At 33.5% G+C, this 26842-nt stretch carries 17 protein-coding genes; 7 read left to right on the top strand and 10 right to left on the bottom strand.

What is annotated here, in order from left to right:
* Window positions 1–69: 69 nt before the first annotated feature.
* From pyrH to WNY60_RS03810, 10 genes are all read right to left on the bottom strand, one after another.
* Window positions 70–777 carry a UMP kinase gene (gene pyrH / locus WNY60_RS03855; protein ID WP_145006006.1) on the bottom strand — a complete coding sequence of 236 codons (708 nt, stop codon included), beginning with the start codon at window positions 775–777 and terminating at the stop codon, window positions 70–72.
* Window positions 778–1024: 247 nt separating this feature from the next.
* Entirely contained in the window at window positions 1025–1618 is a 594-nt protein-coding gene (locus WNY60_RS03850; RefSeq protein WP_342861567.1) for a DUF6705 family protein, read from the bottom strand.
* Window positions 1619–1737: 119 nt separating this feature from the next.
* Window positions 1738–2697, bottom strand: coding sequence for a translation elongation factor Ts (gene tsf, locus WNY60_RS03845; protein ID WP_099568045.1), 960 nt, complete (start codon window positions 2695–2697; stop codon window positions 1738–1740).
* Window positions 2698–2784: 87 nt separating this feature from the next.
* On the bottom strand, window positions 2785–3555 hold the full coding sequence (gene rpsB / locus WNY60_RS03840) for a 30S ribosomal protein S2 (RefSeq protein WP_028284247.1): 771 nt from the start codon (window positions 3553–3555) through the stop codon (window positions 2785–2787).
* Between the two features lie 180 nt (window positions 3556–3735).
* Window positions 3736–4122 (bottom strand): 30S ribosomal protein S9, encoded by a 387-nt coding sequence (rpsI, locus tag WNY60_RS03835; protein ID WP_028289143.1) that lies wholly within the window; start codon window positions 4120–4122, stop codon window positions 3736–3738.
* Window positions 4122–4577, bottom strand: a complete 456-nt coding sequence (gene rplM, locus WNY60_RS03830; RefSeq protein ID WP_145006015.1) for a 50S ribosomal protein L13 — start codon at window positions 4575–4577, stop codon at window positions 4122–4124. The genes rpsI and rplM overlap by 1 nt, the downstream gene beginning before the upstream one ends.
* Before the next feature lie 192 nt (window positions 4578–4769).
* Window positions 4770–7688 (bottom strand): alpha-amylase family glycosyl hydrolase, encoded by a 2919-nt coding sequence (locus WNY60_RS03825; protein ID WP_342861565.1) that lies wholly within the window; start codon window positions 7686–7688, stop codon window positions 4770–4772.
* 75 nt (window positions 7689–7763) lie between these two features.
* Window positions 7764–9140 carry a SusE domain-containing protein gene (locus tag WNY60_RS03820; RefSeq protein ID WP_339807979.1) on the bottom strand — a complete coding sequence of 459 codons (1377 nt, stop codon included), beginning with the start codon at window positions 9138–9140 and terminating at the stop codon, window positions 7764–7766.
* A 15-nt stretch (window positions 9141–9155) separates the two neighbouring features.
* Window positions 9156–10697, bottom strand: a complete 1542-nt coding sequence (locus tag WNY60_RS03815; protein ID WP_342861564.1) for a RagB/SusD family nutrient uptake outer membrane protein — start codon at window positions 10695–10697, stop codon at window positions 9156–9158.
* 11 nt (window positions 10698–10708) lie between these two features.
* On the bottom strand, window positions 10709–13831 hold the full coding sequence (locus tag WNY60_RS03810) for a SusC/RagA family TonB-linked outer membrane protein (RefSeq protein WP_342861563.1): 3123 nt from the start codon (window positions 13829–13831) through the stop codon (window positions 10709–10711).
* A 268-nt stretch (window positions 13832–14099) separates the two neighbouring features.
* Between WNY60_RS03810 and WNY60_RS03805 the strand changes: the two genes are divergently transcribed.
* From WNY60_RS03805 to WNY60_RS03775, 7 genes are all read left to right on the top strand, one after another.
* On the top strand, window positions 14100–15140 hold the full coding sequence (locus tag WNY60_RS03805; RefSeq protein WP_145006030.1) for a LacI family DNA-binding transcriptional regulator: 1041 nt from the start codon (window positions 14100–14102) through the stop codon (window positions 15138–15140).
* Window positions 15141–15271: 131 nt separating this feature from the next.
* Window positions 15272–16645: an MFS transporter gene (locus tag WNY60_RS03800; protein ID WP_292946822.1), complete on the top strand. Its 1374-nt coding sequence runs from the start codon at window positions 15272–15274 to the stop codon at window positions 16643–16645.
* Between the two features lie 3 nt (window positions 16646–16648).
* The gene (gene pgmB, locus WNY60_RS03795; protein ID WP_342861562.1) at window positions 16649–17305 is read left to right on the top strand and encodes a beta-phosphoglucomutase; all 657 of its coding nucleotides are present in this window, start codon (window positions 16649–16651) and stop codon (window positions 17303–17305) included.
* 87 nt (window positions 17306–17392) lie between these two features.
* A complete protein-coding gene (locus tag WNY60_RS03790) occupies window positions 17393–19699 on the top strand; it encodes a glycoside hydrolase family 65 protein (protein ID WP_342861561.1) in 2307 nt (768 codons plus the stop codon).
* Window positions 19700–19719: 20 nt separating this feature from the next.
* Window positions 19720–21639: a glycoside hydrolase family 13 protein gene (locus tag WNY60_RS03785; protein WP_342861560.1), complete on the top strand. Its 1920-nt coding sequence runs from the start codon at window positions 19720–19722 to the stop codon at window positions 21637–21639.
* A 42-nt stretch (window positions 21640–21681) separates the two neighbouring features.
* Entirely contained in the window at window positions 21682–25158 is a 3477-nt protein-coding gene (locus tag WNY60_RS03780) for a TIM-barrel domain-containing protein (protein WP_342861559.1), read from the top strand.
* Between the two features lie 7 nt (window positions 25159–25165).
* Window positions 25166–26839 carry an alpha-amylase family glycosyl hydrolase gene (locus tag WNY60_RS03775; RefSeq protein ID WP_342861558.1) on the top strand — a complete coding sequence of 558 codons (1674 nt, stop codon included), beginning with the start codon at window positions 25166–25168 and terminating at the stop codon, window positions 26837–26839.
* Window positions 26840–26842 lie beyond the last annotated feature (3 nt).

Genomic DNA, 26842 nt, shown 5'->3' with positions numbered 1-26842 from the left:
TTGTAATAATTTAATATTGAATGACTTTCAAAAAGCGAGCCAATTTTAAACGTAATATAATAATCTATTTTATAAACTTACTTGTGTTCCTATGTTTTCTCCAGAAACTACCTTCATTAAATTACCTTTTGTATTCATATCAAATACAATAATTGGTAAGTCGTTTTCTTGGCTTAATGTAAAAGCTGTAGTATCCATAACTTTAAGACCTTTACGTAATACATCGTCAAAAGTAATATGGTCAAATTTTATAGCAGTACTATCCTTTTCTGGGTCTGTATTGTATATTCCGTCTACACGAGTCCCTTTTAGGATTACGTCAGCCTCAATCTCGATAGCTCTTAATACTGCAGCAGAATCTGTTGTAAAATAAGGATTACCTGTTCCACCTCCAAAAATTACAACGCGACCTTTATTAAGATGGCTCATGGCTTTTCTTCTAATAAAAGGCTCGGCAACTTCGTTTATTTTGATAGCTGTTTGAAGTCTGGTTTTTATACCAGCATCTTCTAATGCTTGTTGTAATGCTAAACCATTAATAACAGTTGCTAACATACCCATATGATCTCCTTGTACACGATCCATACCATTCATGGCACCTGCAACACCTCTAAAAATGTTTCCACCACCAATAACTATAGCAACTTCTACACCTTTTTCTGTAACTGCTTTAATCTCTTCTGCGTATTCTGATAATCGTTCTGGATCAATACCATATTGACGGTTTCCCATTAGGGCTTCACCAGATAATTTTAGGAGTATGCGTTTGTATTTCATGTGTTTATTTATTGTTTTTCATGGGTCATATGTTGCTTCCATTTAATCATTCTCTTGCGTTAGAGCGTTTTTTATGGAAGTTTCATAAGTCGTTCCGAAAGTTTAGCAAAGCTACATAAATTTTTTATTTCTGAAATTGCTATTAATACACAAATGTTCGCTTTTTTACTAAGTTGATTAATTAATTATAAAAAAACCACTGACTCTAAAATAGAGTAGTGGTTTTGCGTTTAGTTAGTATTAAATTTTATTCTTTAATCAAAAAGTAAAAGCCTGCTGGTATGATAGGTTCTGGTGATGCTGGCTCACCTGGTTCTAAAGTTATAAGAAAGCCTCGCTTAAATATTTGTATAGCTTGTTGTCCGTTTACCGTAGCTACTCTTACATCTAAATTACTTACGCAACCATTTGGTTCGCTCATACTTAAGTTCATTCTAAAGCTGTCTGTTGTATAGTCTTCAAAAGGTGATGTATTTAACATAAAGTAATTTCCATTTATGCTATATTTAAAAACATTAGTTATTGTTGAGTCTGTAAGGTTGGGTAAGGTGTTTACTAGCTCTATATTATTTTCTTTATATTGAAATTCGCCTATTAAAAGATCTTCAAAATAATTTCCTGTATTTGCCATGATTTTTTTTTCAAATACAATTTTTAGATAGGTTGTACCATCATTTAGTACCCATGAGCCAACAAAGGGATCAAGTATATTATTAGTGTCTTTATAATAGGCGTTTTCTATTTCTTCGGCTGTTGCATCTTCTATGCTTATTATAGGTTGTTGTGCTTTACAAGAAAGTATAGAAATTGCGAATATTAATGTGAATAATATATTTTTCATTTAAAAGAATTTACACTACAATTTAAACAAAAAAAACCACTAACTCTAAAATAGAGTAGTGGTTTTAAATATTTGTAATTATTTTAAATTTTCGCTTACGCGGAAATAAAAATAGTTTTCTATCCTAAAGATACACGTTTGAAAGCTGTTACAGATACGTTTTGAGATGCTACGTAATCTGCTACAGTCATTTTTTCATCTTTAATAAATCTTTGATCTAATAAACATTGTTCTTGATCTAAAGTAGTATTATCAGATACAAAACGATCCATTTTACCTGGTAAAATTTTGTCCCAGATTTGTTCTGGTTTTCCTTCAGCTTTTAATTCTGCTTTAGCATCCTCTTCTGCTTTAGCCATAACTTCTGGAGTTAATTGAGACATTGAGATGTATTGAGGTACATTTTTAAGTGTTTTACCTAAACGACCTAACTCGATGTTGTCTTTTTCGATAACAGCAATTCTTGCTTCAGTTTCTGATGCTACAAATGCAGGATCAAAATCTTTGTAAGATAATGAAGATGCTCCCATTGAAGCTACTTGCATTGCTACATCTTTACCAACCGTTTCGTTTGCTTCAGATAAACCAACTAATGCACCAATTTTATTGATATGAACATAAGAACCTACGTAAGGAGCTTCTAATTTTTCAAATGCAGTAATTTCTAATTTCTCTCCAACAACTCCTGTTTGTTCTACTAATTTTTCAGTAACTGTCATACCACCAAAGTCTGCAGCTAAGAAATCTTCTTTAGTATCAAAGTTGATTGCAATGTCTGCAAATTGTGCAGCTAATGCTAAAAATGATTCGTTTTTACCAACAAAATCAGTTTCACAACCTAATACGATTGCAACACCAACAGTGTTGTCATCGTTAATTTTGATTGCTGCAGCACCTTCAGAAGAATCTCTGTCAGCTCTTTTTTCTGCTACTTTTTGACCTTTTTTACGTAAAACGTCAATTGCTTTGTCAAAATCACCACCTGCTTCAACTAATGCTTTTTTACAGTCCATCATTCCGGCTCCTGTAGCTTTTCTTAGTTCGTTTACTTGTGCTGCTGAAATTTTTACTTCGCTCATAATAAGTATAATTTAAAAAAAGTCGTTTAATTAGTTTTCAACAAAGAAAAGAATTAAACGACTTATTTGTGTTTTGAAATTGTTATTTTATTCTTCTTCGTCTTTAGCTGCTTTAGCTTTTTTAGGTGCTGCTTTTTTATCTACTTTAGCTGCATCTTTGTCTGCTTTTTCAGCTTTACGCTCGTTTAATCCAGCTGTAATAGCATCGGTAACGTGCGTTAAGATTTTATCAATTGATTTAGAAGCATCATCATTTGCTGGTATTACATAATCTACTTGACGTGGATCAGAGTTAGTATCTACCATTGCAAAAATTGGAATGTTTAATTTTTGAGCTTCTTTAATTGCAATATGTTCGCGCTTAATGTCAACAACAAATAAAGCTCCTGGTAAACGTGTCATGTCAACGATAGACCCTAAGTTTTTTTCTAACTTAGCTCTTAAACGGTCAACTTGTAAACGTTCTTTTTTAGATAACGTTAAAAACGTACCATCTTTTTTCATTCTATCAATTGTAGCCATCTTTTTGATTGCTTTACGGATTGTAACAAAGTTTGTTAACATTCCACCAGGCCATCTTTCAGTAATGAAAGGCATGTTAATGCTACCTGCTTTTTCAGCTACGATATCTTTTGCTTGCTTTTTTGTTGCAACAAATAAAATTTTACGACCTGAAGCTGCAATTTTTGCTAATGCGTCTCCAGCTTCTTCAATTTTAGCTGCTGTTTTATATAAATTTATAATATGGATACCGTTACGCTCCATATATACGTAAGGCGCCATGTTAGGATCCCACTTACGTGTAAGGTGACCAAAGTGTACACCTGCTTCAAGTAATTCTTTTACTTCTACTGCCATTTTGTAATAGTTTACGTTCTGTTGAATTAGCAATAATTAAGTGGTCTTGAAAAAATAATATTCAATAGCCTTAACTATTTAGATGCTAAACTAAATCCTGCGCTTTTGTTTTAAAGAGACTAGGACAACAATAACTGTTTGATTTTTTGTTTTGTGTTGAAAATAAATTCAACAAAGGTATTAACGTTTAGAGAATTGGAATTTCTTACGCGCTTTTTTCTGTCCGAATTTTTTACGCTCAACCATTCTTGGGTCTCTTGTTAATAATCCTTCAGGCTTTAAGATTAATCTGTTTTCAGCATCTAATTCGCACATTGCGCGAGAGATTGCTAAACGTACAGCTTCAGCTTGACCTGTGATACCTCCTCCAAATACATTTACTTTAATATCAAAGTTACCTTCATTATCTGTTAAAGCTAATGGTTGATTTACTTTGTACTGTAAAGTTGCTGTATCGAAGTAGTCTTTAAGATCTTTTTTGTTGATCGTAATGTTACCTTTTCCTTCAGATAGGTAAACACGAGCAACTGCGGTCTTACGACGACCAATTTTGTGAATTACTTCCATTACTTGAATTCGTTTAAGTTAATTACTGTTGGCTTTTGTGCTTCATGTGAGTGAGCTGCACCAACAACAACATTTAAATTACGGAATAATGTTGCACCTAATTTGTTTTTAGGTAACATTCCTTTTACTGATTTTTCTACTAACCTTGCTGGATCTTTTCCAAACATTTCTGTAGCAGTTAAACTTCTTTGACCACCTGGATAACCTGTGTGACGAATGTACGTTTTGTCATTCCATTTGTTTCCAGTTAAGTTGATTTTTTCTGAATTGATAACAATTACGTTATCTCCACAATCAACGTGTGGTGTGAAGCTAGGCTTATGTTTTCCTCTTAAAAGTTTTGCAACTTTAGAAGCTAAACGACCTAATGATTGACCTTCAGCATCTACTAAAACCCACTGCTTATCTACAGTTGCTTTGTTTGCTGAAATCGTTTTGTAGCTTAATGTGTCCACGTTATTAATTATTTTTTATTAAACATTCCTCTCTCAAAAAGAGTTTGCAAATTTACGATTATATATTTGATTACCAAATACTGATAGCACTTATTTTTAATAAGTTTGTTCATATCTTTTTGAGTATCAAAATGCACTACAAAAAAGCTTCAATATTTAGTTGAAGCTTTTTATATGATTATAGGTGTTGATTTAAGATTTTATTAGTTTGGATATTTTAGTTTGTCCGTTAGTGTCTTCTAACTGTATTATATATAATCCGTTAACTAAGTTTTCAATATTAAATTGATGTCCTGCTTCAAATGTTCCTTTATATTCAATTAACTGTTTTCCTGACACGTCTAAGATTTTAACTCCTGTTATTTTAGTTGTTAGTTTAAAAGATGTTTTTGCAGGATTAGGATATAATTTAAAGTTATTTGCAATTTGAAATTGATCTGTGCTTAGGCTTTGTGGAACTGCATTACCATATATTCTAAACTCTCCTGCTGGTATTGTAATTGGTGTTGCAGTGTTAGTTACATTAATAAAGGTACTATTGCTTTGATCCATTAAGTCATACCATGTACCTGTATATGGAAAATCTGGTGTCACGTTTTGTGATGTTACATCAAAGTTTGCTAATATTACTACGTTTTTTAATTCGGTTGAAGGTAAAGCATTGTCAAATATGTAAATTCTAGGTGTTAAAGTGTCTACATTTGGGTTGCTACTATCGTTAATTATATAGTCTCCTTCAAAGACAGCTTCGTTTACCTTTAACTCGTTTATTCTAGACCAATCATTATATACTTGACTTCTGTTAGCGTCCGTAAGCCATCCGTTTGTCCATTGAGGTTGTGGTTTTGTATCTAATTTACAGTTACCGTCAATAGCATCTGCTTCCGTATTTACACTACCATTATTACAGGTGTAAATAGAATTTTCCATAGCAAGTTCTCCAAAATGCCAAATCATTTTTGGACCAGGTATGGTTAATGATACTGCACCTAATGCAGACATTCTTTTAATAGCTATATTTAAATTAGTAACATTATGACTAGCATTAGTGCTGTTTCCAAATTGTACATTTTTATACATTAGTCTTTCTTCGTCATGACTTTCTGGATAGCCTACTAGTCTTGGTGCATCATAATTACGACTGTTGTCTTTATGACCCATTCTGCTAATGTCGGTTCCTGAAGCATAACCCATTGTTAATTGGTTATAAGGATCTGTCATTTTACCCCAAAGCATGATACCTTTACCTTCATCTACTCTATAATCAGCCCATTCCTTTTCTTCTGCAGCACTTCCGCCAAACCCTAAATGTTCAAATATAACGTAGTGGTCTTCATCCAAACTCCATGAGTAATCTGCATATTCTTTTAAAATTGCAACTCTATCGGCTTGGTAAGCGTTGGTTTGCGTTTCTCCTGAAGAGGCGTTTTGAGTAAACCCTTTGGTTAAATCCCATCTAAATCCATCAATTTTGTATTCTTCAATCCATTGTTTTACAACTCTTTTTGAATATACTTTTGTGAAAGAGTTTGAGTGGTCAAAATCTGAACCAACACTGTAACTATGTGTTGCGACTTGATTAAAATATGGGTTTTCGCTACTTGGTTCTCCCCAACCATCACCATCTGCATCATCCATCCACATGCGTACCATAGGGTTACGTCCAAATGCATGGTTTAGTGCAAGGTCTAATATTACAGCAATTCCGTTTTGATGACAAATATCGATAAGCTCTTTAAGTTTGTCTTCTGTACCATAATATTTATCTAATGCCATATGAAAAGAGGTATTATATCCCCAACTTTCATTGCCTTCAAATTCCATAATTGGCATTAATTGAATAGCATTGATGTTTAGATTTTTAAAATAATCTATTCTATCTATTATATCCTGAAAATTTCTATTAGCATCAAAATCTCTAACTAAGACTTCATAAATTACTAAATCCTCTTTTTTAGGTTTTTCAAAATCTGTAACTACCCATGGATAATCTGTTTGACCAGTTTGTAAAACAGTAACTTCTCTATCTTGACCAGTAGGATAGGTAGGGATATTTGGATAAGTAGCTGCTGGGATGTATGGATCATCAAAAGGAGACAATACTAATGTTGAATAAGGATCTGCAACCTTAACTAGTTTAGGCGAATTTGTTATTGGTGTTTTATCTACTACCCAATATTGATAAGTTTCTATTTGACCTGGAGTTAACCCTGTTAATGTTATCCAATATTTATTATTTCTAGTTGGATCTCTTTTCATAGCGTAGCTGTTGTCAGGCTGCCAATTGTTAAAGCTTCCTGCTACGTATACAAAGTCTTTACCTTGTGCATATAATACTAAAGTTGCTTGTGTAGGATCTGCAGGATCATAAGTGATTCCGTCTTGATAGTTAGTTGGCATGATAGCAAAAGTACTACCAGGATCTACAACTACAGAAAATGATTTTGTTTTAGTTTGCCCACCAACTGTTACGTCTAATGTATAGTTTTTGTTTATTGTAATAGCTGTGTCTTGGAAGTTATACGAAGACACGCCATTTTGAGTGTCAATAGTTGTTCCTTCTGCACTTAAAACGTAATTAGCATTACCACCTGTATTATTAGCAGAAATGTCAAAGTTGCTTCCAGTATCTATAATTGTTGTAGAATTGTCTTCTGGAGTCGTTAAAATTACTTGAAATGAACCAACATCTTCAAGTATATCTTGAGATTTTTTGTCTCCTGAAGCGTCTTTAGCCTTTAAAAGAAACCCAATACGTCCAATTCCTGTTCGGTTATAAAAGTCTTGTGGTATAAATGAAATAGAGTAGGTGTCACTTCCTGAATTATAAGTCAATAGGTTTGGCGTTGTTGTGTTTGAAGAGTCTGTCCAATCTCCATTATTTGGTGCGTCTTGCTGATTAGTTAAGTTTAAATCATATGACCAAGACCATAAATACAGTTCATTATTAACAACATTCCAAGTTGCTTCATCAATACTACTACCATTAAAAGTTAGTGTTACCAATTGGTCTTCTTCAATTACAGAAGGAGTAACATTGTAAGTTACATTTTGTTGCTGCGCCAATGTAATTTGACATAGCAAAAAAATAAAAAAAATAATTTTTTTCATAGCGAAGTTAGTTTTAAAAAAAGAGGCAGCTTACCAAATTGGATGCTGCCTCTTATTTAATAATCAAATTAATTATTATTTAGTTATAAATACATATGTTGGAGCACCAGGATCTGTAAAATCTAGTTTGATATCATAAACTCCAGCAGTTACAACTATGTTATTATCGTTATCAGTATCTAATACACCGTCTGATGTTGCATCTCCATAATTAATTAAAGACCAATCTTCACTTAAACGTATTTTAATTTCGCCATCAATTAATGTCACATTTTCTGCTAACCATTGTGTGTCTGTTAAAGGTGTAAAAGTAGCATCAGGACCTGCATTACCCCAATCATTATAACCAGAACCTACAACTCCCCATAAATCTGTTGGTACTAAGGTGTAAGAAAAATCGTTTAGATTTATAGTCATTAAATAGAATCCAGCAGTTACAGCAATATTATTGTCGCTATCAGTATCTAAAACACCATCAAGTGTTGCATCACCATAGTTTGGTAATCCCCAATCTTGGTTAAATCTAACTTTCATTTCACCATCTATTAATCTTACACCTACTTTAAATGTATCTGTAGTGTAGTCGTAATGGAATTTAGCATCAGGTCCAGCATTTCCCCAATCATTGTAAGCAGAACCAACAATTCCGTAAGAAAACGCTTCAATAGTATAATCTAAGGTAGAGGTGTTATATACAATTTTGTAATCTCCAGCTGTAACAGCAATGTTATTATCGTTGTCTGTGTCTAAAACACCATCTAAAGTTGCATCTCCATAATTAGGTAGTGACCAATCATTACTTTGTCTAATTTTAATCTCTCCATCTTTTAAATTAACATAAGCAACTAAAACGTCAGGATCAGAAGTCGTGTAAAATGGTAAGTCTGGACCAGCATTTCCCCAATCGTTAGCTGCAGATCCTACAACTCCCCAAATAGATGGTTCTATTCCAGATCCACCACCACCATTAGTAACAGGCGGTAAATAAACGTTTAATACTTGTGGAAAAGACATTAATTCTGTCCCATTACCAGTATCACCAACATAAGCTCTTAATCTAAAAGTTATGCTTCCAGCATTTAGTTCTGGTGTTGCAGGATCATTATTTAAACCTGCTTCTTCAGCAATAGATAGCATGTCTCCAATAGTCACAGCTAGCTCATTAGCACTTGTTGTTTCTACTACAACCATATCTGTGAAATCTCCAGTTAATGAACGTTGTAGTTCGTAACTGGTGTTAGTAGCTACATTAAAGTTGGCATCATCCCATGTAAATCTTTCTGCGATGTTACCAGACGCTTGCGATGTTAAAACATATTGCTCTAAAAACGAATTTGAAAAGGTGAAATCACCTGTTGGAGCTGCTGTGAAAACTAAATCATCGTCTTCTTGACAAGAGTTAAAGCCTATCAAAGCGATAACTACAAGTAATAAAATTTTAAAATTTTTCATTGTTATTTTATTTAGTTAGTAACCTGTATTTTGTTGTAAATTTGGATTTGCTTCTAAAGCTGTTTGCGGTATTGGGAATACTTTGTATGTGTCAGGAATTGAAGATCCATTTACAGTTCCACCTTTCCAAGGCCATAGGTAGCTTCCACCTGTGAATTTTCCAAAACGAATTAAATCTGTTCTTCTGTGTCCTTCTAGGTTTAATTCTCTACCTCTTTCATCAATGATAAAATCTAAGTTTAAATCTCCCATTGAAATAGCTGTTGCATTTGAACGAGTTCTTACTAAATTAACATAATTTAGTGCGTCTGTCATACTTGCTCCAGCTGCACCACGAAGCGCACACTCTGCATACATAAGGTAAGCGTCTGCTAAACGGTATAAAGGAAAATCTGTTCCAGAAAAACTAGTAGGAGTATATTCTGAATTAAATGTTGTGTTTCTAAATTTTGTTGAAGGGTAACCATCTGTCCATACAGTGTAGTCATTCATTTCGTAGTTGTGACCTTCAGTCCAAAATAAATCAGCTCTATCATCTGTAGATGTATCTAAATCTCCAAATAATCCATACCAAGCTTTAGTGGCTCTGTGTCCTTGCCAACCTTCTGTTGCTCCAAATTCTGAAATAGTTATTGTGTCTGGACTTAAGTTTCCGTTTACAATATAAGTTGTGTTTCCAAAACTTTGACTTACAATTGGATCTGCAATTAAAGGGTAGATAATTTCTGAAGACATATCATTATCTCCTGAGAAATTTTCAACAAAGTTATCTGTTAAGGCATAACCACCTTCAGTAATTACTTTATTTACATAGGTATAGGCTTGATCATATCGAGGTGTACCTGTATAAACTTCAGCATTAATATAAAGTTTTGCTAATAACATGTCTACAACATACGTGTTCGCTCTTCCGTAACCGTTAAACGTTCCTATTAAAGGTTCGATTTCTAAAAGTTCAGACTCTACATAGTTAAATAATTCTTCTCTTGTAGATTCAGGTAAAAGCTCTGATTGGCCAAAGTTTTCGTCAGTAGCTAAAACACCTTTTCCAAAAACATCGATTACATAAAAGTAAGCTAGCGCTCTTAAAAATCTTACCTCAGAGACTACAGTCTCGCCAGCATCAGTACTAGCACTACTTAATACGTTAAGTAAATTGTTACATTGTGGGATTGTGTAATAAGCTCTGTTGTATAAATATCTAAAAAATTTATTATTACTTGTCCATTCTGAGGTTGTTGTTAGTTGGTCTAAACCATCATCTCCCCAACGATTTTTCATTCCGTCTGCAGTAAAGTCTTGTAAATTTACAATTCCTCTTAAAAAAGGTGATTCTCCTGGATCATCACTTATATCTGAACTACCAGGACCACTTGGACCTGACAATGCAAATGATGCATATAGTCTAGATAAAATACCTTCTACAGCATTTGGATCATTTTCTAATAATTGTTCCAAAGTTAATTCTACTTTAGGCGCTGTGTCAAGGTCATCAACACAAGACGATAGTGTTGTAAATAACGCTAGCCCTAAAACTGTTAATATTATTTTTTTCATGTTCATAGTTTTTAAAAATCAATATTCACACCCATACTAATTGTTGTAGGTCTTGGATAGAAAGCACCATCAATACCACCATTATTTTCTGGATCTTGACCTTCGTAATTAGTGATAATAAATGGATTGTTAACCGATCCATATATTCTCATACTTGTGTTTTTAATAAAATTACTATCAAAGTTATAACCTACAACAATGTTTTGACATCTTAAAAATGATGCATCTTGTAGGAAGTAATCTGAAAACTGTGTATTACCAATAACTTCATCAAATACAGGATTGGCTGCACCATCATAAAAGTTTAAAACATTTGTAATACTTGTGTTGTTGTTTGGCTCTGCACTACCTGTATGACCATATCTTAATTCATTAAAGTCATAAAGTTTTCCATCTAACTGTCCTCTAAAACTAGCTGATAAATCCCAGTTTTTGTAATTAACATTTAAACCAAAACCAAACGTCCAATTAGGTGCTAAAGCCTCAAAGTATTTGTCATCTTCAGTTATTTGATTGTCACCATTTAAATCTACAAAAGCACCAGGAATTGGATTTCCAGAAGCATCGTATACTTGTTTAAAAACTCCTGCTAAACCAGGCTCTTCGCCTAATTTATTAAAAAACAAATTAGAACCTGTCCCTAAAAGACCACCACCTATTCTTAAAGTATTTATTCCTCCTAAATCAGTTACTTCCGTTGTAGCGTAGCTAATGTTTCCGTTAAATGATAGGTTGAAATCTTCATTTTGGATAGGGTTTAAGTTTAAGTTAAGTTCAAAACCTTCACTTTCTGTCGACCCTACATTTTTAATAAAAGAATCTGTTAATCCTTGTCCTGGCGGAATTAAAGCATCTGTTAATAAGTCTGTTGTTTCTCTTTTAAAGATATCAAAAGAACCACTAATTACGCTATTTTTAAAGAAGTTGAAGTCTAAACCTAGGTTGTAAGTAGACGTTTTTTCCCAAGTTAAACCTGTTTGAAATGGTAATGCCGAATATAAATTAGCACCTGGAAGGTATTGACTGTTTTGAGATCCTACTGCAAAAAGTGGACTAGTAGGATAGTATGTGCCAACTGCTCCTGCAATGTTTTGTTGTCCTGTCTTACCATAACCTAATCTTAATTTTAGGTCGTTTACAAAGTTAACATCCTTTAAAAAGTTTTCTTGTTTTATTTTCCAAGCTAAAGCTGCTGCTGGAAAAAATCCCCAAGCTTCTTCTGCCCAAACATCATCGGTTACAAAAAATGACGAACCATCTGCTCTTAAAGATACAGTTACTAAATACTTGTCTAGTATGTTAATGTTAGAACGTCCAAAAAATGATTGTAAATTTTGATCATTATAATATCTGTTATTAGGATTTTCTGGATTAAAATCTACTTCTCTAAAACCAGTGTCCACGTTGTTACGAAAACGATCACTATTACCATCTGTTTTAAAGTTTTGGTAAGAATAACCTAATTGTACATCATATCTTGTTATAAAGCTTTCCTCGATTTCTTTAGCGTATTGTAAATACGAATCGAAGGTTGCATTTGTTATGTGTTGTCTTTCTCTGTAGCTTGTTCCTGGATTAAAGACAACAGCGTTACCGTTAGTTGTATCAATACCAAAAGCAGAAATTGCATTATTTTCAAAGCTCTCTTTTATTTTAGAACGTGATGCGTCTAATCCAACATTTACAACCGCTTTTAATTCTGGTAAAAAAGGCATGGTATAATCAAATTCTACATTCCCTAAAAATCTGTAAGCTCTTTCAGGTCGTTCTCTTTGCTCCAAAAGAGCTAATGGATTTGATTGTCCATCAATTAATAATCTTGTACCATCCAAAGCTGTGTTGGTATAATAACCACCAAAAATCGAATTATTATCATACACAGGTTTTGTTGGGTCAAACACAATTGCTCCTCCTAATGCTCCACCTGCATCTGTAGCATTTTTATCTACAAAAGTTAATTTAGCATTGGCATCAATTTTTAAATTATCATTTAATAATTTTGGAGATAATTTAAAGGCAGCACTATAACGTTTATAATCGTCTGTTCTTACAACACCTTCTAAATCACTATAACCTACAGACGCTCTAAAAGGTAATACACCTCCAAGGTTAGCTCTAACACTAAAGTTTGTGTTTGTTGAAATAGCAGTTCTTAAAATAGCATCTCTCCAATTAGTGTCATAAACAGCTCTGTTTTCCGTTCCTGTAATGTTTCCATCGGTATCATAAATGTTAACCTGGATAATGCTAGAAGGTTCAGTAGTTGAAACTTCTCCAACTGGTACTCCTAATTCTGATTGGTATGTTGGATGATATTGTTTAATAAAACGAACATATTCTTCGCTATTCATCATATCTAAACCTTCACCTGCACTATCAACTGATACATTAGTGGAAAATGTATATTTTGCTTCGCCAGAAGTTCCTTTTTTAGTTGTAATAATTATAACTCCGTTTGATGCTCTAGAACCATAAATAGCAGTTGCAGAGGCATCTTTTAATATAGAAAAACTTTCTACATCATTTGGGTTAATTAATGATAAAGGGTTTGAAACTCCAGCTGGATTTTGACCTCCAAGAGCAACACCATCAATTACAATTAATGGACTGTTATCTGCAAATAAAGAGGCACCACCACGTATTCTAATAGTTGGAGCAGAGTCTGGTGATCCACCACTATCTGTAATTCTCACACCTGCTGCTTTACCACGTAACAGTTGATCCGTAGACGTTATGGCTCCTTTATTAAAATCTTCAGACGTAACAACATCTACAGATCCTGTTAGGTCTTCTTTTTTAACACTACCATATCCTATAATAACGACTTCGTCTAATTGCGAAGCGTCCTCTACTAGACCTACATTAATATTAGATTGTCCATTGTAAGTAATTTCTTGAGTTAAATAGCCTATATAAGAAAAGACTAATACATCTCCATTATTAACCTCTAATGTATAATTACCATCAAAATCCGTAGCTGTTCCTCTGGATGTATCCTTAATTATAACATTAACCGTAGGTATTGGTAAGGCTGTAGCTTGTTCTGTAACTGTACCAGTAACTGTACTTTGTGCAAGTATAATCGTTGGTAAAAACAGTAAAGCTAATAGAAGCCTTTTAAAAATTGTTTTCATACAATAATATTAAGTTAGTTTAAATTTTAAATGTATATTTTTACTTCTCGATGATAAATCTATGTAAATTTTATGTTAATATTTTGTCACCTCTTGTATATCAAGCAACGAAAACGTTTTCGTGTTGACAACTTTTTGAGTATTTAAGATAAATGACTACTAAATAATGAATTATCGTCATTTTTTAATGGATATTTGACTTAATCCAATAAGTTTAACCCCTTATATTTGATAAATCTTAATCAAGCATTCTATTTTTAATATACTTATGAAAAAAAAAATAACCTTAAAGCAAATTGCAAGAGAATTAGATGTGTCAATATCAACAGTGTCTAAAGCACTTAGAAATAGTATAGAGATTAGTGAGGATACACGCCAAAAAGTACAGGCATTTGCTAAGTTTTATAATTACAGACCAAACAACATTGCACTTAGTTTAAAAAATAGGAAGACAAAAACTATTGGAATTATTATTCCAGAAATTGTGCATCACTTTTTCTCAAAAGTTATTAGTGGTATTGAAGCTGTAGCAAATCAAAGAGGTTATAATGTTATTGTAGGGTTGTCAAACGAGTCCTTTGCTAAAGAGGTCATTAACATGGAAATGCTTGCTAATGGTAGTATAGATGGTTTTATATTGTCTATTGCTAAAGAAACCTTACAACAGCAAGATTATCATCATTTTACTGAAACTATCAGTCAAGGCATGCCAATTGTAATGTTTGATCGTGTTGTAAACGAAATAAAATGTGATAAGGTAATAGTTGATGACACTGAAGGAGCAAAATTAGCAGTTAATAAATTAATTGCATGTGGTTGTAAAAACATAGCGATTGTAACCACTAAAGATTATGTAAGTGTAGGTAAATTAAGGACTCAAGGCTATTTAGAAGCTTTAGAAGATCATAAAATAGATCCAAAGGCTAGTCTAATATTAAAGGTTCATGATCAATTGTTGTCCGAAGATCATTTGGATTCTTTAGAAATTGAAATTGAAAACTTATTTAAAAATAATAAAAAAATTGATGGTGTTTTTGCTGTAAACGAGCTGTATGCTATTACAACAATGAAGGTTGCTAGAAAGTTAGGCTTAACCATTCCAGACGATTTGCAAATTGTTGGTTTTACAGATGGTGTATTGTCTAAACACGCTGTTCCTGCATTAACTACAGTCAGTCAACATGGTAAGAAAATAGGCGAAAAAGCAGCCGAATTATTGATAAATAATTTAGAAAGAGAAGACGAAGAAGACATCTACGAAACCGTAGTTATTGAAACCGAATTAATTGAACGCGCATCCACAAAATAAAAATTTAACATTGCTCATTTAAAATCTTTTATATCTTTACGGCAATCAAAACATATATTTTTACTTCTCAGGTAATATAGTTTTGATAAGTAAAAGCTTGTCAAAATAGTAATAATTTAAACTTACTATTTATGAAAAAGCGTACCCTTGGCTTTTGGGAAATCTGGAACATGAGTTTCGGTTTCTTAGGAATTCAATTTGGTTTTGCACTACAAGGAGGCTTTATGTCTCGAATATTTCAAACATTAGGAGCAAGTAAAGACGAAATCCCATTATTATGGATTGCAGCACCTTTAACTGGTTTATTGGTTCAGCCAATAATTGGTTACATGAGTGATCGTACTTGGAGTGTCAAATGGGGAAGACGTAGACCGTTTTTCTTAATTGGAGCTATCTTAAGTTCGTTAGCATTATTTTTTGTGCCTTATTCTCCAGCTCTTTGGGTAGCAGCAGGATTTTTATGGATTCTGGATGCTTCAATAAATGTGTCTATGGAACCCTTTAGGGCTTTAGTGGCAGATAAATTACCTGACTCTCAAAGGTCTTATGGATTTGTTGTACAAACCTTAATTATAGGTATTGGTACTTGGGTTGCTAGTAATTTACCTTGGATGGTGTCGCAATTTGGAGTTAGCGATTCTGCAGACTCTGGTGTAATTACGGACTCAGTTAAAATAGCTTTTGCAATTGGTGCATTCGTGTTTTTACTAAGTATTCTTTATACTGTATTTACTACAACAGAATATCCTCCAGAAGACATGGAAGAGTTTGAGCGCGAGAAAGCTAAGAAAAATAACTTCATTCCAGACATTTTAAATAATATTGGTAACATGCCATTAACCATGAAAAAATTAGGAGTCATCCAATTCTTTTCTTGGTTTGCCTTTTTTACTATGTGGAGTTTAGCCAATCCAGCACTTACAGAGCACGTGTTTAATACACCAGCTCCAATAGAAAGTGCTTTTGATATGGCAGACACTGTGCAAAAAGCTGCATTTGATACACAAAATACAGCGTTTCAAAAATCATCAAATTTAGTAGGTTCAGCAATGGGTGTGTATGGGTTATCCTCTATGGCTTTTGCTCTATTATTAGTACTATATACAGCCAAAAGGCGCATTAACCGTAAGCTAGTGCATATGGTATCACTAATGTTAGGTGGTGTAGGATTTTTGTTAATGAATTATGCTTCACCAGAACACCTAAAGTACTGCTTTATACTTATTGGTTTTGCTTGGGGAAGTATTTTGTCAATGCCATATGCCATGTTATCTAGTTCTGTAGATCCAAAAAAAATGGGTGTAATTATGGGAATATTCAACATGTTTATTGTAATACCACAAATTATCGCAGCACTTGGAGGTATTAATTTTATATCAAGTTTATTAGGAGAAGAAACTATAAATGCTATGACAGTTGCAGGAATTAGTTTAATAATTGCAGGTCTTTGCAACTTATTGATAACTAATAAAAACGCAATTTCATATCAAGCAGAAGAAATTTAAAAGATGAATAAAAAAGGATTCATATTCGATTTAGACGGTGTCATTGTAGACACTGCAAAATATCACTTTTTGGCTTGGCAAAACCTTGCAAAAAGTATTGATATAGATTTTACACACGAGCAAAACGAACAACTTAAAGGTGTAAGTCGTGTAAAATCATTAGAAAAAATACTGGAATGGGGAAATAAAACCATTTCAGAAGAACTATTTACATCTTTAATGGGGAAAAAAAATGAAGAGTATTTAAGCTTCATTGCAAAAATGACAGATGAAGAAATTTTACCAGATGTACCAAAAATATTAGATTATTTAATCGAAAAACAACAGCCAATTTCTTTAGGGTCTGCAAGTAAAAATGCACGACCAATTTTAGAGAAAGTCAATTTACTGTCAAAATTTGATTCTATTGTGGATGGTAACGATGTTAGTAAAGCAAAACCAGATCCAGAAGTGTTTTTAATAGCAGCAAAGCATTTAAACATGAAACCAGAAGATTGTATTGTTTTTGAAGATTCTGTAGCTGGTGTTCAAGCTGCAAATACTGCAAATATGATATCTATTGGTATAGGCGAAAAAGAAGTATTACATGAAGCTGATTACATCTTTTCAGATTTTACTGAAATTGAAAACAGCTTCATAGAAGAATTAATAAATAGATAAAATAACGTCATTCCGAACATAGTGAAGGAATCTCATAAAAGAGTATCACTTCATTTTATGTGTCGCAATGATAAATAAATATATAAAATGAATCAAGATTATATACAACCAGACAATTGGTCCATAATTGAAGAAGGTTTTGATGCAGATCGCGTTAAGTCTTCAGAAAGTTTATTCAGCATCGGTAATGGTGCAATGGGTCAGCGTGCTAATTTTGAAGAGCAATATACAGGTCCAACTTTTCAAGGAAGTTACATTGCAGGCGTTTATTATCCTGACAAAACAAGAGTAGGTTGGTGGAAAAATGGTTATCCAGAGTATTTTGCTAAAGTATTAAATGCACCAAATTGGATAGGTATTAATGTAGAAATTAATGGTGAACAACTAGATTTAAACACGTGTGTTTCGATTTCTAATTTTAGACGAGAACTTAACATGAAAGAAGGTTGGTTGTCTAGATCGTTTACTGCAACGCTTCAAAACAAATTAGAAATTGAAGTGAAAGTACTTCGTTTTTTAAGCTTAGATTTAGATGAAGTTGGTGCAATTAATTACCAAGTAACACCTATAAACGGAGAAGCAACAATCAAGTTTCAACCGTATTTAGATTCTGGTATTACCAATGAAGATACCAATTGGGACGACCAATTTTGGGATACTTTAAATGTAACTACAGAAAACGAACAAGCGTTTATTGAAGCAAAAACCATGAAAACTGGTTTTCATACTTGCACATTTATGCAGGCTTCGGTTTCTGTAAATAATACAAAACAAGAACAAACACCAGAAGTAAATAAACAAGCAAACGCTATTTCATTTACATATACAGTTTCCGTAAATACAGGTGAAACTGCAAGCATTCAAAAGTTTGGTGGTTATACTGTAGATAGAAACCACGATAAAAATCAGTTAGTTTCTGCAGCAAAAAAAGCTTTAGATACTGCTTCAAATTTAGGGTTTCAAGCACTTTTAAAGAACCAAAAAGAGGCTTGGTCAAAAATTTGGGAAATGTCAGATATCACAATCGATGGTGACGTAAAAGCACAACAAGGTATTCGTTTTAATATTTTCCAATTAAACCAAACCTATTTAGGAAAAGATTCTACATTAAATATTGGTCCAAAAGGATTTACAGGAGAAAAGTATGGTGGAAGTACCTATTGGGATACAGAAGCATATTGTATACCGTTTTACATGGCTACCAAAGATCAAAAAGTAGCACGAAGTTTACTTAAATACCGATATAATCATTTAGAAAAAGCGATTGAAAATGCTGAAAAATTAGGGTTTAATAACGGAGCAGCATTATATCCAATGGTAACCATGAATGGCGAAGAATGCCATAACGAATGGGAAATTACCTTTGAGGAAATTCACAGAAATGGAGCTATCGCATTTGCTATTTTTAACTACTATCGTTATACAGGAGATTACAGCTATATTCCAGAAATGGGATTAGAAGTTCTTATTGGTATTGCTAGATTCTGGCAGCAACGAGCTACTTTTTCTACAGATAAAAACAAGTATGTTATTTTAGGTGTTACTGGTCCAAACGAATATGAAAATAACATCAATAATAACTTTTATACCAACTATTTAGCAAAGTGGTGTATTGATTATGCGTTAGAAAATATAGAGAAAGTTAAAGAAGGGCATCACGACGATTACTTGCGTATTGTAGGCAAAACAAAAATCACCCACGAAGAGTTACATGCTTGGCAAAAAGTAGCAGATAATATGTTTTTTCCATATTCGGAAAAACACCAAGTATACTTACAACAAGATGGCTTTTTAGATAAAGAATTAATTACAGTAGCAGATTTACCTAAGGTTGATAGACCTATAAATCAAAAGTGGAGTTGGGATCGTATTTTACGTTCGCCTTACATAAAACAAGCAGATACGTTACAAGGTTTTTACTTCTTTGAAGATCAATTTTCTACTGAAGAATTAAAACGTCATTTCGATTTTTACGAACCATTTACAGTGCATGAAAGCTCATTGTCGCCTTGTGTACACAGTATTCAAGCTGCTAAGTTAGACCAAATGGAACAAGCGTATACGTTCTATTTACGTACGTCTCGTTTAGATTTAGACGATTATAATAAAGAGGTAGAAGAAGGTTTACATATTACCAGTATGGCTGGAACCTGGATGAGTATTGTGGAAGGTTTTGGTGGTATGCGTGTTAAAAACGATATGCTGAATTTTGAACCTCGTATTCCTAAAGAATGGGATGCCTATTCGTTTAAAGTAAACTTTAGAGATCAAATTTTAAAAGTGAATGTGTCGCAAACGGAAACGACTTTCCAGTTAGAAGGAAATACAGACCTAAACATTCAAGTAAATGATAATTTGGTAACAGTATCGCCAAATAACTTGGTGAAAATTTAAAACTAAACACACTAATTAGGATGAAAAAATTATTTCCACTAGCATTAGTAATTTTAATTAGTGTTAGTTTTTCTTGTCAGAAGGAAATTGAAAAAACAACAACTCCTGAAGTTGTAACCGAAGTTAAAAACGATATCGAGCGTATCGAACCACCACATTGGTGGACAGGTTTTAATAATACACAAGTGCAATTATTGGTGAAGCATCCTAACATTTCGGAAGCAACACCTAGTATAAATTATGCAGGAGTTTCTATTGAAAAAGTGCATAAAGCAGATAGTCCTAATTATCTGTTTTTAGATCTAAATATTTCAGAAAGTGCTAAAGCAGGACAATTCAATATTCATTTTAAATTTAATGAAGAAAAAGAGCTTGTTCATACATACGAAGTAAAAGCACGTGTAATAGAAGCTTCCGATTACCAAGGTTTTGATAGTACAGATGCTATTTATCTAATCACTCCAGATCGTTTTGCAAATGGTGATATTTCTAATGATATAAACGAAAGTTTAAAGGAGAAAACCATCGATAGAAAAGACGATTATGCACGTCATGGTGGTGATTTACGAGGCGTTATTCGGCATTTAGATTATATAGAAGCTATGGGGTTTACTCAAATTTGGTCGTGTCCTTTATTGACTAATGACATGTCAAGGTCGTCGTATCATGGTTACGCCATGACCAATTTTTACCAAGTAGATCCACGTTACGGAAGCTTAGAAGAATACCAAGAATTAGCTACAAAAGCCAAAGAAAAGGGTATTGGTATAATCATGGATCAAGTAGCTAATCATTGCGGAAGCGAACATTGGTGGATGCAAGATTTACCATTTAAAAATTGGGTTAACCAACAAGAAAGTTTTGAGAATAACAAACCATTAAATAATTCTAATCATAGACGTACTAGCAACCAAGATTTATATGCTTCTAAACGCGATAAAAAAGAAATGGCAGAAGGTTGGTTTGTACCTACAATGCCAGATTTAAATCAGCGTAATCCGTTTATGTCAAACTATATTATTCAGAATAGTATCTGGTGGGTAGAAACATTAAACCTTAGCGGAATTCGTCAAGATACCTATCCGTATCCTGATAAAACATTTATGTCTAATTGGGCAGGAGCCATCATGAATGAGTATCCTAACTTTAGTATTGTTGGTGAAGAATGGAGTACCAATCCGTTGTTAATTGCCTATTGGCAAGAAGGACATGACAATAAAGATGGTTATGATTCTAATTTAAGGTCGACCATGGATTTTGCCATGCAAAAAAATACGGTGGATGCTTTAAATGAAGCCGAAAAATGGGACACAGGATTGGTAAAAATATACGAAGGTTTAGCAAACGATTTTGCATATGCCTCTCCAAAAGATATTATGGTGTTTCCAGACAATCATGATATGAGTCGCATTTTCACACAATTAAAAGGAGATGTGCCTAATACCAAAATGGCCTTAAGTTATCTATTAACCTTACCTAGAATTCCGCAATTGTATTACGGAACAGAAATCTTAATGAACGATTTTGAAAAACCTGGCGATCATGGTTTAATTCGTACCGATTTTCCTGGTGGTTGGCAAGGAGATGCTATAAATGCATTTTCAGGTGAAGGTTTATCAGATACGCAAAAAGACATGCAGCTATTCCTTAAAAAAGTATTGAATTACAGAAAGTCTAGTGATGCCATCCATAATGGAAAAACCATCCATTTTGCTCCATTTATGGGAACGTACTTTTTATTTAGAGTTATTGAAGGTGAAACTGTTGTCCATATCATTAATAAAAATAACGAACCAATTAGTTTAGATTTAAAACGTTTTGAGGAAGTTGGTTTAAACGGAAAAACATTAAAAAACATAGTAACGAATGAAACTTTTGTTTGGGAAGATGAAATTATCTTAAATGAAAGGGGAAGTGTGTTATTATCTACTAAATTATAAATTAAATGTCACCTCGAGCGCAGTCGAGAGGTCTCCATCATAATGAAAAATATTATATACATATTATCTTTTTTACTATTTCAATTCACCTTTGCTCAGGTTACCATAATAGTAGAAGCACTTCCAGAAGACACACCAAAAGACGCATCCCTATTTATTTCTGGAGATTTTGAAGGTTGGTCTGGAGGACACAAAGACTACCAATTACAATTCGTAAATGGTAAACATCAAATAACACTACCTAAAAAAGAACAACGCATTTTATTCAAGTTTACCTTAGGGAATTGGGAGACTTCAGAAAGTACCAATACAGGTGAAACTATAGATAATCGTATTCATAAATTTGAAAAACCAAACGATACAATACAAGTAAAAATAGCAGGTTGGAGTCACCTGTTTGATACAAAGGAAGTTTCTACTGCTTCAAAAAACGTATCCATTATTTCTGAAACATTTCATATACCACAACTTAACAGAGAACGTCGTGTTTGGGTGTATTTACCACCAGATTATCAGACTTCAAAGCAAGATTATCCTGTGGTTTATATGCATGATGGTCAAAATATTTTTGATGCTAGTACTTCGGGTTATGGCGAATGGAATGTAGACGAAACCTTAGACAAACTATTTAAAGATAACTTGAAACTTATTGTTGTTGGTGTGGATAATGGTGAGTCTAAACGTTTAGATGAATATTCTCCTTGGGTACACAATAAGTATGGTGGTGGTGAAGGTGACGCATACATCGATTTTATTGTCAATACATTAAAACCCTACATAGATACTAATTTTAATACCAAAAAAGATAGAGCTAATACAGCCATTTTTGGTAGTTCTATGGGAGGTTTAATTTCGCATTATGCAGCTTTAAAACATCCAACAGTTTTTGGTAAAGTTGGTGTGTATTCTCCTGCATTTTGGTTTGCTCCAGAAGTGCATCCTTTTACAAAATCTCATGCTAATATCAAGGATACTAAAATGTACTTTTTAGCTGGAGGAAAAGAAGGTGAAAACGCAGGTTATAACGAGATTAGCAAAACCGTTACAGACATGAATAGTATCATTTCTATTTTAAAAGATAATGGCTTTCCAAAAAAAAACATACAGTCTAAAGTCGTTCCTGAAGGTAAACATAACGAAGCACTTTGGAGTACTAATTTTGCTGAAGCCATTACGTGGTTGTTTGCAGATGCTATTCAGAAAAGAGAATTTAAATCCGTTACATTTAAAGACAATCAATTACATATTCAGGTTTCAGATGGAAATTATAAAATGCATTTTTACCATCCTGAAATTATCGAAACTACATTCTTACCAACAGGAGAAGTCTTTAATGAAAAGTCACACGCAGTTGTTTTAGATAAAGTACATTCTGATGTGAAATTTAATGAAACAGCTTCAGAGATTAGTTTTCAATCTGAAAAATTAACAGTAAAAATCACAAAAACGCCTTTTCATATTTCGTATTGGAAAGATGATAAAGAAGTCACTTCTGTAAAAAATGGCTATCAAAAAACGGATGCATTTGAAACCATTCATTTTAATTTAAAATCAGATGAAGTTTTATATGGTGGAGGCGCAAGAGCTCTAGGTATGAATCGCAGAGGAAACCGTTTAGAGTTATACAATAAAGCAGATTATGGTTATGAAGATCGCAGTGAGTTAATGAATTACACCATGCCAATGGTAGTGTCTTCCAACAAGTATTTAATTCATTTTGATAATGCACCTATTGGCTTTTTAGATTTAGATAGCAAAGCTGATAACACACTAACATACGAAACTATTTCTGGTAGAAAAACCTATCAAGTAGTAGTTGGTGATTCTTGGTTAGATCTTACTAAAAACTATACTAAACTTACAGGAAGACAACCTATGCCACCACGTTGGGCTTTGGGTAATTTTTCTAGCCGATTTGGATACCATTCACAAGAAGAAGTAACTGCTACAGTAGAAAAATTTAGAGAAGAGAATATTCCTCTAGATGCGATAATTATTGACATTTTCTGGTTCGGAAAAACCATTCAAGGGACTATGGGGAATCTAGCGTTTGATCGTGATTCTTTTCCAAACCCAAAACAAATGCTAAAAGGATTAAAAGACAATAATGTCAAAACGGTTTTAGTCACAGAACCGTTTTTATTAACCACTTCTAATCGTTGGGACGAGGCGGTAAAAGCAGATGTTTTAGCTAAAGATTCTATAGGAAATCCGTTTACTTACGATTTCTATTTTGGTAACACAGGATTGATAGATATTTTCAATTCAAAAGGAAAACAATGGTTTCAAAATATTTATAAAGACTTAGCCGATTTAGGGGTTTCAGGAGTTTGGGGAGATTTAGGAGAGCCAGAAGTACATCCTAAAGGGTTACTTCATGCTACAGGAACAGCAGATGAGGTACATAATATTTATGGTCACCATTGGGCGGAACTAGTGCAAGAGATGTATACACAAAATTTTCCAAACACAAGACCATTTATATTAATGCGAGCAGGTAGTTCCGGTTCACAACGATTTGGAATGATTCCTTGGTCTGGTGATGTCAATAGAACTTGGGGAGGATTACAATCTCAGCCAGAAATTGCACTACAAATGGGATTACAAGGTTTGGCGTATATGCATAGCGATTTAGGTGGATTTGCTGGTAATAATTTAGATGATGAGTTGTATGCACGATGGTTGCAATATGGCGTTTTTCAGCCAATTTACAGGCCACATGCACAAGAAGAAGTGCCTGCAGAACCTGTTTTTAGAAGCGATAAAGCGAAAGCCTTAGCAAAAGCGTCTATCGAATTACGTTATAAATTATTGCCTTATAACTACAATTTAGTTTTCGAAAATAACCAAACAGGTGCACCTTTAATGCGAGCATTATTTTTTGAAGAAGAAGATAATTTGAAGTTGCAAACTATGGCTTCAACATACCTTTGGGGAAATGACTTTTTAGTGACACCAATTGTAAATCCAGAACAAAAAGAAGCTGAGGTTTACTTTCCTAAAAATAGTAATTGGTTTAATTTTTATACAGATGAAAAAGTGAAAGGTGGACAATCACTTTTAGTTAAAACGGAAGAAAATCACATTCCAACGTATGTTCGCGGTGGAGCATTTATTCCAACTGCAAAACCAATGCAAAGCACTGCAGAATATAACGGAAACACCTTCGACTTACATTATTATTTTGATGCATCAGTTATTGAAAGCGAGCGAACTCTTTATAATGACGATGGAGAAACCAAAAATGCTTTTGAAAATGAGAATTATGAAATCTTAGAATTTGAAGCAGAAACAACAACTAAGAATTTAGAATTAGAGTTTGAAGCAGAAACAGGTTCTAATTACAAAACAACTACTAAAAACATAGATGTTGTAATTCACAATTTTCCGAAGTTACCAAAACGCATAAAAATCAATAGAAAAAAAATAGAATTTAACTATAATGAAGTTTCAAAAACACTGACTTTTAAGGTGAATTGGAATACTTCAAAAGAGGTTGGAGCACAAATTAAATATTAAGTATAACATGAAAAAGAACATACTTTTAATCGCATTATCTATTCTTGCTTTCAGTTGTAAAACTGATAAAAAAGCAAATCAAGATATCGCTGAAAACATCGAAAAAGAAGAAATTAAAACGCCTTTTGTTTGGGAAGCTGCAAACGTCTATTTTCTATTAACCGATCGTTTTAATAATGGTAACAAAACCAACGATGTTAATTATAACCGCACTAAAGAAACTGCTGTTTTACGTGGTTTCGAAGGTGGCGATTTACAAGGAATCACGCAAAAAATAGAATCTGGTTATTTCACCAATTTAGGAATCAATGCTATTTGGATGTCACCAATTGTCGAGCAAATTCATGGCGCAACCAATGAAGGTACTGGGAACACCTACGGATTTCATGGTTATTGGACTAAAGATTGGACCAACATCGACGCTAATTTAGGAACCAAAGCTGACTTAAAAAACCTTGTAGATGCTGCACATAAAAAAGGCATTCGCGTATTGCTAGATGCAGTAATTAATCATACTGGTCCAGTAACAGAGCATGATCCTGTTTGGCCAAGTGATTGGGTTAGAACAGATCCGCAATGTCAATATGATAATTACGAAAACACCGTAACGTGTACTTTAGTAAAAAACCTTCCAGACATTAAAACCGAAAGTAATGAAGCAGTTGAATTACCACCACAATTGGTAGAAAAGTGGAAAGCCGAAGGTCGTTATGAAGAAGAAGTTGCAGAATTAGATGCCTTTTTTAAAGCTACAGGTCATCCTCGTGCACCTCGTTTTTACATCATGAAATGGTTAAGCGATTACATTACAGATTTTGGTATTGATGGTTACCGAGTAGATACTGTAAAACACACCGAAGCTTTTGTATGGCAAGAGTTTAAAAGTGTTTGTGATAACGCTTTCGCGGAATTTAAGCAGCAAAACCCAAACAAAGTTTTAGACGATAATGCGTTTTACTTGGTAGGAGAAGTGTATAACTACGGCATTTCAGCAGGAACCGCTTTCGATTTTGGTGATAAAAAAGTCAACTATTTTGATGCTGCTTTTAACAGCTTAATCAATTTTGAATTCAAATGGAATGCTGCACAGCAAACCTACGAAGAGCAATTTAAAACATACGATAGTCTTTTACATACTAGCCTTAAAGGTTATGGTGTATTAAACTATTTAACGTCTCATGATGACGGGCAACCTTTCGATAAAAACAGAGAGAAAACCTATGAAACTGCAACACGATTATTACTATCTCCTGGTGCTTCGCAAGTGTATTATGGAGACGAATCTGCAAGAGATTTAACCATAGAAGGTACGGTTGGAGATGCTACTTTAAGAAGTTTCATGAATTGGAGTGAAATAGCACAAAAACAAGATTTACTTATTCACTGGCAAAAATTAGGGCAATTTAAACGTAATCATCCTTCGGTTGGAGCAGGAAAACACAACATGATTAGTGTGCAACCTTACCTTTTTAGCAGAAGCTACACTAAAGGAAATTTTAAAGATGACGTTATCATTGGTATTGATATTCCTAAAGGAAAACATACTATCGATGTGTCTTCAGTATTTAACGAAGCCTCTCAAATTAAGGACTTCTATTCTGGAGAAATTCTAGAAGTTACAAACGGAAAAATCACAATAGATACAGAGTCTAACATCCTATTATTAGAAAATATTAAATAAACA

It is taken from the genome of Olleya sp. AS48 (assembly GCF_038900355.1).
In the GTDB taxonomy this organism is placed as follows: domain Bacteria; phylum Bacteroidota; class Bacteroidia; order Flavobacteriales; family Flavobacteriaceae; genus Olleya.
This window is presented reverse-complemented; position numbering and strand designations above follow the sequence as displayed.

Excerpts from the sequence above, each read along its gene's own strand:
- WNY60_RS03800 (WP_292946822.1), top strand. The coding sequence starts at position 15,272 with ATGAAAAAGCGTACCCTTGGCTTTTGGGAAATCTGGAACATGAGTTTC.
- WNY60_RS03785 (WP_342861560.1), top strand. The coding sequence starts at position 19,720 with ATGAAAAAATTATTTCCACTAGCATTAGTAATTTTAATTAGTGTTAGT.
- WNY60_RS03810 (WP_342861563.1), bottom strand. The coding sequence starts at position 13,831 with ATGAAAACAATTTTTAAAAGGCTTCTATTAGCTTTACTGTTTTTACCA.
- WNY60_RS03825 (WP_342861565.1), bottom strand. The coding sequence starts at position 7,688 with ATGAAAAAAATTATTTTTTTTATTTTTTTGCTATGTCAAATTACATTG.
- WNY60_RS03805 (WP_145006030.1), top strand. The coding sequence starts at position 14,100 with ATGAAAAAAAAAATAACCTTAAAGCAAATTGCAAGAGAATTAGATGTG.
- rpsB (WP_028284247.1), bottom strand. The coding sequence starts at position 3,555 with ATGGCAGTAGAAGTAAAAGAATTACTTGAAGCAGGTGTACACTTTGGT.
- pgmB (WP_342861562.1), top strand. The coding sequence starts at position 16,649 with ATGAATAAAAAAGGATTCATATTCGATTTAGACGGTGTCATTGTAGAC.
- WNY60_RS03820 (WP_339807979.1), bottom strand. The coding sequence starts at position 9,140 with ATGAAAAATTTTAAAATTTTATTACTTGTAGTTATCGCTTTGATAGGC.
- WNY60_RS03790 (WP_342861561.1), top strand. The coding sequence starts at position 17,393 with ATGAATCAAGATTATATACAACCAGACAATTGGTCCATAATTGAAGAA.
- WNY60_RS03780 (WP_342861559.1), top strand. The coding sequence starts at position 21,682 with ATGAAAAATATTATATACATATTATCTTTTTTACTATTTCAATTCACC.
- rpsI (WP_028289143.1), bottom strand. The coding sequence starts at position 4,122 with ATGGAAGTAATTCACAAAATTGGTCGTCGTAAGACCGCAGTTGCTCGT.
- WNY60_RS03850 (WP_342861567.1), bottom strand. The coding sequence starts at position 1,618 with ATGAAAAATATATTATTCACATTAATATTCGCAATTTCTATACTTTCT.
- WNY60_RS03775 (WP_342861558.1), top strand. The coding sequence starts at position 25,166 with ATGAAAAAGAACATACTTTTAATCGCATTATCTATTCTTGCTTTCAGT.
- pyrH (WP_145006006.1), bottom strand. The coding sequence starts at position 777 with ATGAAATACAAACGCATACTCCTAAAATTATCTGGTGAAGCCCTAATG.
- WNY60_RS03815 (WP_342861564.1), bottom strand. The coding sequence starts at position 10,697 with ATGAAAAAAATAATATTAACAGTTTTAGGGCTAGCGTTATTTACAACA.
- tsf (WP_099568045.1), bottom strand. The coding sequence starts at position 2,697 with ATGAGCGAAGTAAAAATTTCAGCAGCACAAGTAAACGAACTAAGAAAA.